Origin of the sequence: Microbacterium paludicola (assembly GCF_039529675.1) — a bacterium.
GTDB lineage: Bacteria > Actinomycetota > Actinomycetes > Actinomycetales > Microbacteriaceae > Microbacterium > Microbacterium paludicola.
In genome coordinates this window covers 1-10709 of sequence record NZ_BAAANG010000011.1, presented here as the reverse complement: position 1 = coordinate 10709, position 10709 = coordinate 1, and the positions used below count along the sequence as shown (strand labels likewise).

At 68.1% G+C, this 10709-nt stretch carries 4 protein-coding genes; 1 reads left to right on the top strand and 3 read right to left on the bottom strand.

Annotated elements, in window-relative coordinates; translation table 11 throughout:
* Nucleotides 1-347 precede the first annotated feature (347 nt).
* Nucleotides 348-4223 carry a DNA-directed RNA polymerase subunit beta' gene (locus ABD161_RS07025; protein ID WP_344001008.1) on the bottom strand — a complete coding sequence of 1292 codons (3876 nt, stop codon included), beginning with the start codon at nucleotides 4221-4223 and terminating at the stop codon, nucleotides 348-350.
* Nucleotides 4224-4262: 39 nt separating this feature from the next.
* Nucleotides 4263-7760, bottom strand: coding sequence for a DNA-directed RNA polymerase subunit beta (gene rpoB / locus ABD161_RS07020; protein ID WP_344001006.1), 3498 nt, complete (start codon nucleotides 7758-7760; stop codon nucleotides 4263-4265).
* A 369-nt stretch (nucleotides 7761-8129) separates the two neighbouring features.
* Between rpoB and ABD161_RS07015 the strand changes: the two genes are divergently transcribed.
* Nucleotides 8130-9068 carry a GNAT family N-acetyltransferase gene (locus ABD161_RS07015; protein WP_344001004.1) on the top strand — a complete coding sequence of 313 codons (939 nt, stop codon included), beginning with the start codon at nucleotides 8130-8132 and terminating at the stop codon, nucleotides 9066-9068.
* A 180-nt stretch (nucleotides 9069-9248) separates the two neighbouring features.
* On the opposite strand, the gene ABD161_RS07010 is transcribed toward ABD161_RS07015, so the two are convergent.
* Complete coding sequence (locus ABD161_RS07010; RefSeq protein ID WP_344001002.1) at nucleotides 9249-10394, bottom strand: benzoate/H(+) symporter BenE family transporter; 1146 nt, start codon at nucleotides 10392-10394, stop codon at nucleotides 9249-9251.
* Nucleotides 10395-10709 lie beyond the last annotated feature (315 nt).

Here is a 10709-nt window from a genome sequence, read left to right as displayed (position 1 = left end):
CGGCGTCAGTTTCGACTCAGGTCAGAACGCGCCCCGAGGAACCCACTAAACATCCTCACTGTTTCGACTCCTCGCTGCGCTCGTCGCTCAACGAACAAGGGGGGTGGGGGCACTGCACCCCCGGGTCGTTGAGCGAGCGAAGCGAGTCGAAACGACGGAGACGACCCGCGGCAGAGTTCGGGGCGTTTCGACTCCTCGCTGCGCTCGTCGCTCAACGAACAAGGGGGTGGGGCGCTCGTCGCTCAACGAACAAGGGGGGTGGGGCGCTCGTCGCTCAACGAGCAGGGGGCGCGAACGACAAGAGGGCCCCGGCCGAAGCCGGGACCCTCTTGTCTAGAACGTCACACTCAGTTGTAGGTACCGGGCGTGAAGTCGTCCGTCGAGAACGCGTCGAAGTCGACGTAGCTGTAGTCGCCCTCGGCGAAGGCGCCATCCGACGCGAAGATGCGGTTGGGGTACCGCTCGCTCTTCGCCTCCTCCGTCGCCTCGACCGTGACATTGCGGTACTTCGCAAGGCCCGTGCCGGCGGGGATCAGCTTTCCGATGATCACGTTCTCCTTGAGGCCGACGAGCGGGTCGCGCTTGCCCTGCATGGCGGCCTCGGTGAGGACGCGCGTCGTCTCCTGGAACGAGGCGGCCGACAGCCACGACTCCGTCGCGAGCGACGCCTTCGTGATACCCATCAGCTCCGGACGACCCGAGGCGGGGCGCTTGCCCTCGCCGACGGCCGCACGGTTGATGTCCTGGTAGCGACGCAGGTCGACCATCTCGCCAGGCAGCAGGTCGGTCTCGCCGTGGTCGACCACGGTGACCTTCCGCAGCATCTGACGCACGATGACCTCGATGTGCTTGTCGTGGATCGGCACACCCTGCGAGCGGTACACGCCCTGCACGCCGCCGACGAGGTACTTCTGCACCTCGCGGGCACCCTGCACGCGCATGATCTCCTTCGGGTCGAGCGTGCCGACCTGGAGGGGCTGACCGACCTCGACGTGCTGGCCGTCCTCGACGAGGAGCGTCGCACGCTTCAGCACCGGGTAGACGACCGGCTCATCGCCGTTGTCGGGCGTTATGATGACCTTCTTGGCCTTCTCGGTCTCGTCGATCGTGACGCGGCCGGCGGCCTCGGCGATCGGCGACGCACCCTTGGGGGTGCGGGCCTCGAAGAGCTCCTGCACGCGGGGAAGACCCTGCGTGATGTCATCCGCCGACGCCGAACCACCGGTGTGGAAGGTGCGCATCGTCAGCTGCGTACCGGGCTCACCGATCGACTGGGCCGCGATGATGCCCACGGCCTCGCCGATGTCGACGAGCTTGCCGGTGGCGAGCGAACGGCCGTAGCAGTTCGCGCACACGCCGACGGCCGAGTCGCAGGTGAGGACCGAGCGGACCTTGATCGACTCGATGCCCGCCTCGACCAGCTTGTCGATGAGCACGTCGCCCACGTCCGAGCCGGCGGCGGCGAGGACGGTGCCGTCCTCGGCGACCACGTCGACCGCGAGGGTGCGGGCGAACACGGCGTTCTCGACGTTCGCGTCCTTGACCAGCGTGCCGGTCGAGTCGAACGCGGCGATCGGGTACTCGAGGCCCTTCGACGTGCCGCAGTCCTCCTCGCGGATGATGACATCCTGCGAGACGTCCACGAGACGACGCGTGAGGTAACCCGAGTCGGCCGTACGGAGGGCCGTGTCGGCCAGACCCTTACGGGCACCGTGCGTCGCGATGAAGTACTCCGCCACCGACAGACCCTCGCGGTACGAGGAGATGATCGGACGGGGGATGATCTCACCCTTGGGGTTGTTCACGAGACCGCGCATACCGGCGATGTTCCGGATCTGCAGCCAGTTACCACGAGCACCCGACGACACCATGCGGTTGATGGTGTTGTCCTCGGGGAAGCTGGCGCGCATCTCCTTCTGGACCTCGTCGGTGGCCTCGGTCCAGATCTTGATGAGCTCCTGGCGACGCTCGACGTCGGTCGTGAGGCCCTTCTCGTACTGCGAGGTGACCTTCGCGGCCTGCTTCTCGTACTTGGCGATGATCTCGCCCTTGTTCGAGGGCGTGATGACGTCGCTGAGCGAGACGGTGATGCCCGAGCGCGTCGCCCAGTAGTAACCGGCGTCCTTGACGCGGTCGAGGGTTGCCGCGACCTCGGTCTTCGGGTACTCCTCGGCCAGCTTGTTGACGATCTGCGACAGCTTGCCCTTGTCAGCCTGCTCGCGCACGAACGGGTAGCCCTTGGGCATCTGGTCGTTGAAGATCGCCTGGCCGAGCGAGGTGTCGACGAGGCCGTGGCGCTCGTAGCCCTCGGGCGCCTGACCCTCGAGGAACGTCAGACCCGGGATGCGGATGCGGATCTTCGCCTGCAGGTCGAGGGTGCCCTCGTCCTTCGCCAGCGTCGCCTCCGCGACCGAGCCGAACACGCGGCCCTCGCCCTTGGCGCCGTCCTTCAGCGTCGTCAGGTGGTGCAGACCGATGATCATGTCCTGCGCGGGCAGGGTCACCGGGCGGCCGTCCGACGGCTTCAGGATGTTGTTCGACGCGAGCATCAGGATGCGCGCCTCGGCCTGCGCCTCCACCGAGAGGGGGAGGTGGACGGCCATCTGGTCACCGTCGAAGTCGGCGTTGAACGCGGCACACACGAGCGGGTGCAGCTGGATGGCCTTGCCCTCCACGAGCTGCGGCTCGAACGCCTGGATGCCCAGGCGGTGCAGCGTGGGAGCACGGTTCAGCAGCACAGGACGCTCGCGGATGATCTCCTCGAGCACGTCCCAGACCTCGGGACGCGTGCGCTCGACCGAGCGCTTGGCGGCCTTGATGTTCTGCGAGTGACCGAGGTCGATCAGGCGCTTGATCACGAACGGCTTGAACAGCTCCAGCGCCATCTGCTTGGGCAGACCACACTGGTGCAGCTTCAGCTGCGGGCCGACGACGATGACCGAACGGCCCGAGTAGTCGACGCGCTTGCCGAGCAGGTTCTGGCGGAAGCGACCCTGCTTTCCCTTGAGCATGTCGCTCAGGGACTTCAGGGCGCGGTTGCCGGTGCCGGTGACGGGGCGACCGCGGCGGCCGTTGTCGAACAGCGCGTCGACGGCCTCCTGCAGCATCCGCTTCTCGTTGTTGACGATGATCTCGGGGGCACCGAGGTCGATCAGGCGACGGAGGCGGTTGTTGCGGTTGATCACGCGACGGTACAGGTCGTTCAGGTCGGAGGTCGCGAAGCGGCCACCGTCCAGCTGGACCATCGGGCGCAGCTCCGGCGGGATGACCGGGACGACGTCCAGGACCATCGCGGCCGGCGACATGCCGGTCTGCAGGAACGAGTTGACGACCTTCAGGCGCTTGATCGCACGGATCTTGCGCTGGCCCTTGCCCTCGGCGATCTGCAGGCGCAGCGAATCGGCCTCGGCGGCAAGGTCGAACTCGGCAAGGCGACGCTGGATCGACTCCGCACCCATGTGGGCCTCGAAGTACTGACCGAAGCGGTCCTGCAGCTCCTGGAAGACGTCGTCCTCCGCCTTGAGCTGGCCGACCTCGAGGTTGCGGAACTCGTCCCACATGCGCTCGAGCTTGGCGACCTGCTCGTCCGCACGCTTGCGGATCGTCGCCATCTCCTTCTCGGCGGCGTCCTTGACCTTCTTCTTCTGGTCGGCCTTGGCGTCCTCGGCCTCGAGAGCGGCGAGCTCCTCCTCCAGCTTCTGGAGGCGCTCCGCGATGCGGGCATCGCGGCGGTCGCCGATGTTCTTGATCTCGAGACGCAGGTTGTTCTCGTGCGTCGGCATGTCGCGGTGACGCGCGTCGGCGTCCACCGAGATCACCATGTAGGCGGCGAAGTAGATGACCTTCTCGAGGTCCTTCGGCGCCATGTCGAGCAGGTAGCCGAGGCGCGAGGGAACGCCCTTGAAGTACCAGATGTGCGTGACGGGCGCGGCGAGCTCGATGTGGCCCATGCGCTCGCGACGGACCGAGGACTTGGTGACCTCGACACCGCAGCGCTCGCAGACGATGCCCTTGAAGCGCACGCGCTTGTACTTGCCGCAGGCGCACTCCCAGTCGCGGGAGGGTCCGAAGATCTGCTCACCGAACAGACCGTCCTTCTCCGGCTTCAGGGTGCGGTAGTTGATGGTCTCGGGCTTCTTGACCTCACCGAAGGACCAACGACGGATGTCGTCGGCGGTGGCCAGGCCGATGCGAAGCTCATCGAAAGTGGTTGCGTCGAGCAATTGATTCTCCTGTTTGGAAATCTTCTGTATCGGCCGGGCTTAGATCTCGTCGATCGAGGCGGACTCGAAGCGGGACGAGATGTTGATGCCGAGCTCCTCCGCTGCGCGGAAGGCCTCGTCGTCGGTGTCGCGGAGGTTCACAGCCGTGCCGTCGGCCGAGAGGACCTCGACGTTCAGGCAGAGCGACTGCATCTCCTTCATCAGCACCTTGAACGACTCCGGGATACCGGGCTCAGGGATGTTCTCGCCCTTGACGATGGCCTCGTACACCTTCACGCGGCCGAGGATGTCGTCGGACTTGACGGTCAGGAGCTCCTGCAGGGCGTAGGCGGCGCCGTAGGCCTCGAGGGCCCACACCTCCATCTCGCCGAAGCGCTGTCCACCGAACTGCGCCTTACCACCCAGCGGCTGCTGCGTGATCATCGAGTAGGGACCCGTCGAGCGCGCGTGGATCTTGTCGTCCACGAGGTGGTGCAGCTTCAGGATGTACATGTAGCCGACCGAGATCGGGTACGGGTACGGCTCACCCGAGCGGCCGTCGAACAGCTGGGTCTTGCCCGTGCTGTCGATGAGGCGGTCGCCGTCGCGGTTCGGCAGCGTCGAGTCGAGAAGACCGGCGAGCTCCGCCTCGTGCGCACCGTCGAACACCGGGGTGGCGACCTTGGTGCCCGGGGCGGCCTCGCGGGCGGCCTCAGTGAGCCGCGCGGCCCACTCAGGGTTGCCCTCGATCTTCCAGCCCTGCGACGCGATCCATCCGAGGTGAAGCTCGAGGACCTGGCCGAAGTTCATTCGACCGGGGACGCCGAGCGGGTTCAGGATGATGTCGACCGGCGTGCCGTCGGCGAGGAACGGCATGTCCTCGACCGGCAGGATCTTCGAGATGACGCCCTTGTTTCCGTGGCGGCCGGCGAGCTTGTCGCCCTCGGTGATCTTGCGCTTCTGGGCGATGTAGACCACAACGCGGCGGTTGACGCCCGAGCCCAGCTCGTCGTCGCCCTCCTCGGCGTTGAACTCCTTGACAGCGATGACGGTTCCCTGCTCACCGTGGGGCACCTTCAGCGACGTGTCGCGGACCTCGCGGCTCTTCTCGTTGAAGATCGCGCGGAGCAGACGCTCCTCGGCCGACAGCTCGGTCTCGCCCTTCGGCGTGACCTTGCCGACGAGGATGTCGCCGGGACGCACCTCGGCGCCGATGCGGATGACACCGCGCTCGTCGAGGTCCTTCAGCAGCTCGGGGCTGACGTTGGGGAGGTCACGGGTGATCTCCTCCTTGCCCAGCTTGGTGTCGCGGGCGTCGACCTCGTACTCCTCGATGTGGATCGAGGTGAGGGTGTCGTCCTTCACCAGGTTCTGGCTGAGGATGATCGCGTCCTCGTAGTTGTAGCCCTCCCAGTTCATGAAGGCCACGAGGAGGTTCTTGCCCAGGGCGAGCTCGCCGTTCTGGGTGGCGGGGCCATCCGCGATGACCTCGCCGACCTCGATGCGGTCGCCCGCGTCGACGATCACGCGCTGGTTGTAGTTGTTGCCCTGGTTCGAGCGGTCGAACTTGCGCAGGAAGTAGTCGCGCGTGCCGCCCTCGTCGAGCTGCAGGCGGACGAAGTCGGCCGAGACCTCGACGACCACACCGGCCTTGTCGGCGATGATCGTGTCACCGGCGTCGATCGCGGCGTAGTTCTCCATACCCGTGCCGACGTACGGCGAGTCCGAACGCAGCAGCGGAACAGCCTGACGCTGCATGTTCGCACCCATGAGGGCGCGGTTCGCGTCGTCGTGCTCGAGGAACGGAATCAGCGACGTACCGACCGACACCATCTGGCGCGGCGAGACGTCCATGTAGCCGATCTCCTCGGCGGGGACCAGGTCGACCTCGCCGCCGACCTGACGTGCGAGCACGCGGTCCTCGGCGAACGATCCGTCGGCCTTCAGCGGCGCGTTGGCCTGGGCGACGATGTACGCCTCCTCCTCGGCAGCCGTGAGGTAGTCGATGTCATCCGTGACCTTGCCGTTCACGACACGGCGGTACGGCGTCTCGATGAAGCCGAACGAGTTGATCCGCGCGAACGAGGCGAGCGAGCCGATCAGACCGATGTTCGGGCCTTCCGGCGTCTCGATCGGGCACATGCGGCCGTAGTGCGACGGGTGGACGTCGCGGACCTCGACGCCGGCGCGCTCACGCGACAGACCGCCCGGGCCCAGCGCCGACAGGCGGCGCTTGTGGGTCAGGCCCGCGAGCGGGTTGTTCTGGTCCATGAACTGCGACAGCTGCGACGTGCCGAAGAACTCCTTGATCGCGGCCACGACGGGACGCACGTTGATCAGGGTCTGCGGCGTGATCGCCTCGATGTCCTGCGTGGTCATGCGCTCGCGGACGACGCGCTCCATGCGCGACAGACCGGTGCGGACCTGGTTCTGGATGAGCTCGCCGACCGCGCGGATGCGACGGTTGCCGAAGTTGTCGATGTCATCCACCGACAGGCGCAGCTCGGCCTTCTGACCGTTGCGCAGACCCTCGAAGGTCTCGTCGCCGCGGTGCAGGCGGACGAGGTACTTGATCGTCGCGACGATGTCGTCGACGGTCAGCACCGAGTCGCTCAGCGGGCGGTCGATCCCGAGCTTCTGGTTGATCTTGTAGCGACCAACCTTGGCCAGGTCGTAGCGCTTCGGGTTGAAGTAGAAGTTGTCGAGCAGCGCACGGGCGGCCTCGGCGGCGACCTGCTCGCCCGGACGCAGCTTGCGGTAGATGTCGCGGAGCGCGTCCTCCTTGGTGAGGATCGTGTCCTTCGCGAGCGTCTCCTCGATCGACTCGATGCCGGCGAACTCGGCGAGGATGTCCTCGCTGGTCAGGCCGAGAGCCTTGAGGAAGACCGTGACCGACTGCTTGCGCTTGCGGTCGATGCGGACGCCGACCTGATCGCGCTTGTCGATCTCGAACTCGAGCCACGCACCGCGGCTCGGGATGACGCGCGCCGACACGATGTCCTTGTCGGACGTCTTGTCGGGGGTCTTGTCGAAGTAGACACCGGGAGAGCGCACGAGCTGCGACACCACAACACGCTCGGTGCCGTTGATGATGAACGTGCCCTTGTCGGTCTGGAGCGGGAAGTCGCCCATGAACACCGTCTGGGTCTTGATCTCACCCGTCTGGTGGTTCATGAACTCGGCCTCGACGTAGAGCGGGGCCGCGTAGGTCTTGCCGCGGTCCTTGCACTCCTCGATCGAGTACTTCTCCGGCTCGAGGTACGGGTTCGTGAACGAGAGCTGCATCGTCTCGCTCAGGTCCTCGATCGGGGAGATCTCCTCGAAGATCTCCTCGAGTCCGCTCTTCACGGCGATGTCGGTGCGACCGGCGGCCTCGGCCTCGGCCTCGGCGAGGCGAGCCTTCCAGGCGTCGTTGCCGACGAGCCAGTCGAAGGACTCGGTCTGCAGCGCGAGGAGGTCGGGGACCGTCAGCGTGTCAGAGATCTTGGCGAACGAGAGGCGGGATGCTCCGCGGCCGTTCTTGGGGGTGGTGGTAGATGCGTTGCGCGCAGCAGCCAAGGGGATAACCTCCATGAGCCCGGGCGGGGGCCATAAGTTCCTTGTCGACAGGTGAGGTGCGCCTGGATCAGTCCCGTTGTGCCGCGACCCGCGCCGCTATCTGCGGGGATCGAGAGCACCAGCCGACCACCATATGAAGGCATGGGGGATCCAAGAGGCGCAAATACCTACTATAGGCCGCACGACACGCGTTGTCCAGCGGTTCCTTGACCAACGCTTGAACCTCGGGTATAAACCCGCGCCGGCCGGGCGGATCGGGGCCGCTGCTCCCGGTCGCCGGCCGCGAGAATCCACGCCCGCGCGGACAATCCCGGCCCCCGCGGATTCTCGGCGCGCAGGTGGATTCTCGCGGGCGGTAGGGTCTGGCGCGTGACGCTGAGCCTGGAGCCGATGGCCGCCGAGCGCTTCGACGCGTGGCGCGCCGAGACCGTCACGCGGATGGCCGCGCTGCGCCGCGAGTCGCGGATGCGGCCGCCGACGGAGGCCGCCGAGGAGGCGGAGGGCATCCTGCGCTCCCGGTTCCCGGAGGGGATCGCGTCGGAGTTCCAGCACGTGCTGGAGGTGCGCGACGGCGGGCGCGTGGTGGGATCCGCGTGGCTGGAGGTTCGCCCGCAGGACGACGAGGTGCGCGGCCTGCTCTACGACCTGCGCGCCGAGGATCCCGCCGCGGCGCTGGAACTCGTCGAGACTCACGCGGCCGAGGCGGGGGCGAACATCCTGCGGATCGACCTGTTCGCCCAGGATGCCGCGGGCTGGGCGATGCTCGACGGACGCGGATACCGGGCGACGGATGTGCAGATGCTCCTGGCACCGCTGCCCGAGCCGCGGGATGCCGGCATCGTGCGACTCGCGCGCATGTCGGCGGAGCAGTACGCCGCGTTCGAGCACCGCCTCATCGAGGAGTTCGCCGAGGATCTCGCCCGCGAGGGCCTCTTCTCCCCCGCGGCGGCTCGCGCGGAGTCTGCACGCCAGACCGCCGAGGCCCTGCCGGATGGGCTCGACACCGAGGACGAGCTGCTGTTCGTCGCGCACGCCGAGGGCGTCGACGAGCCCGTCGGCATCCTGTGGCTGTCGATCATGCGGCGCTCGACCGGACCGCACGTGTTCGTCCTCGAACTGCGGGTGGAAGCAGCGCACCGTCGCCGCGGATACGGCGCCGCGATCATGCGTGCAGCCGAGGCAGAGGCCCGCCGGGTCGGCGCCGAGTCGATCGGCCTGCACGTGTTCGGATCGAACGATGCGGCGCGGCCCCTCTACCGGAACCTCGGATATCGCGAGGCCGAGGTGCTGCTCGCGAAGTCGCTCTGACGCGCGCGACGGCAGGCCGGGCGCGCGGGCCGCGGGCCGCGGGCCGCGGGCCGCGGGCCGCGGGCCGCGCTGCAGCGCGCGGGCGAGACTGCAGCGCGCGGGCGAGACTGCGGCCGCCACACGCCGTGTCGGCCGCCACGTGCAGCCTCGGCAGCCGGGTGCAGTCTCGCGGGCGACGGATCAGCGGCGGCGCAGCAGCACGTGCGCGACGAGCCCGGCGAGCAGCGCCCAGAACGCGGCGCCCACCCCGAGCACCGAGATGCCGCTCGCGGCGACGACGAAGGTGATGACCGGCGGGATCCGTCCTCCCTCCTCCGCCATCGCCGCACGCAGCGATGACGCGAGCGTCGGCAGCAGCGCGAGGCCGGCCACCGCGGCGAGCACGCCGGGCGCGACGCCGACAAGGGTCGTAAGCGCCGTCGACAGCGCGGCAAGCACCAGGTAGACGAGCGCCGAGACGCGCACCGCCCGCCAGCGCTGCGACGGATCCGGATGCGTGTCGGGCGACGCGGCGAGCGCGGCCGTGATCGCCGCCAGGTTGATCGCGTGGCCGCCGAAGGGCGCGCCGGCGAGCGTGCCGACGCCGGTGACGACCATGCTCTCGCGCCACGGAACGCGATATCCGTACGAGGCGAGCACGGCCGATCCGGGCACGTTCTGCGACGCCATCGTGACGACGTACAGCGGCAGGGCGATGCCCACCGCCGCCTGCCAGGTGAAGGCCGGAGGCACCAGCTCGAGCGCGGGAAGCACCGGCCCGTCGACGCCGCCGTGCAGCGCTGCCTCCACGCCGAGCACGATCAGGCCGACCGCGAACGCCGCGGGCGAGGCCAACGTCGGCGCGAACCGGATCAGCACCAGCCACACGAGCACGATCGGCAGGATGTCGAGGGGCTGGTCGACGAGCGCGCGCACCGGGGCGAGACACAGGGCGACGAGCACGCCGGCCAGCATCGCCTGGGCGATGGTCGCCGGAATCGCGCCGACGGCGCGGGCGAGCGCCGGCCACAAGCCAGTGAGGACGATGAGCACGCCGGCGATGGCGAACGCTCCCACCGCGGCGGGCCATCCGCCATCCGGAACCGTTCCCGCCGCCAGCAGCGCCGCACCCGGAGTCGACCAGGCGAGGACGACGGGCAGCTTCGTGCGCTGCACGAGCCAGAGCATGCCGAGCGCCTGGGTGAGGCACAGGGCAACGAGCCCCGAGGCTGCCTGCGCGGGCGACGCGCCCGCGGCCTGCAGCCCAGCGAGCACGACGGCGGACGAGCTCGCGAAGCCGACCAGTGCCGTGGTCACCCCCGCGAGTGCGACCCCTCGGCGTTCCATCCGCTCAGCCTATTGAGGGAACCGACCCTGGTGCCGCGGTGTGCGCCCCCGGTCGTTGAGCGAGGAGCGAAGCGACGAGTCGAAACGGGCCAAACCCTGCCGTGCGGATGTGCGGCGTTTCGACTCGCTCCGCTCGCTCAACGACCGAGGGGTGTGGACCCGCCCGGGGTGTACGCCCCACCACCCGGTCGTTGAGCGAGGAGCGAAGCGACGAGTCGAAACGGGCCGAACCCTGCCGAGGGGATGTGCGGCGACGGTCCTATAGTTCGTCAAGCCCGGAGTAGGTCGGTTCTGAGGGCGTGGAAGACTTCGCGG

Bases quoted from the DNA above. Each gene is read 5' to 3' on its own strand.
- ABD161_RS07010 (WP_344001002.1), bottom strand. From the start codon at position 10,394: ATGGAACGCCGAGGGGTCGCACTCGCGGGGGTGACCACGGCACTGGTC.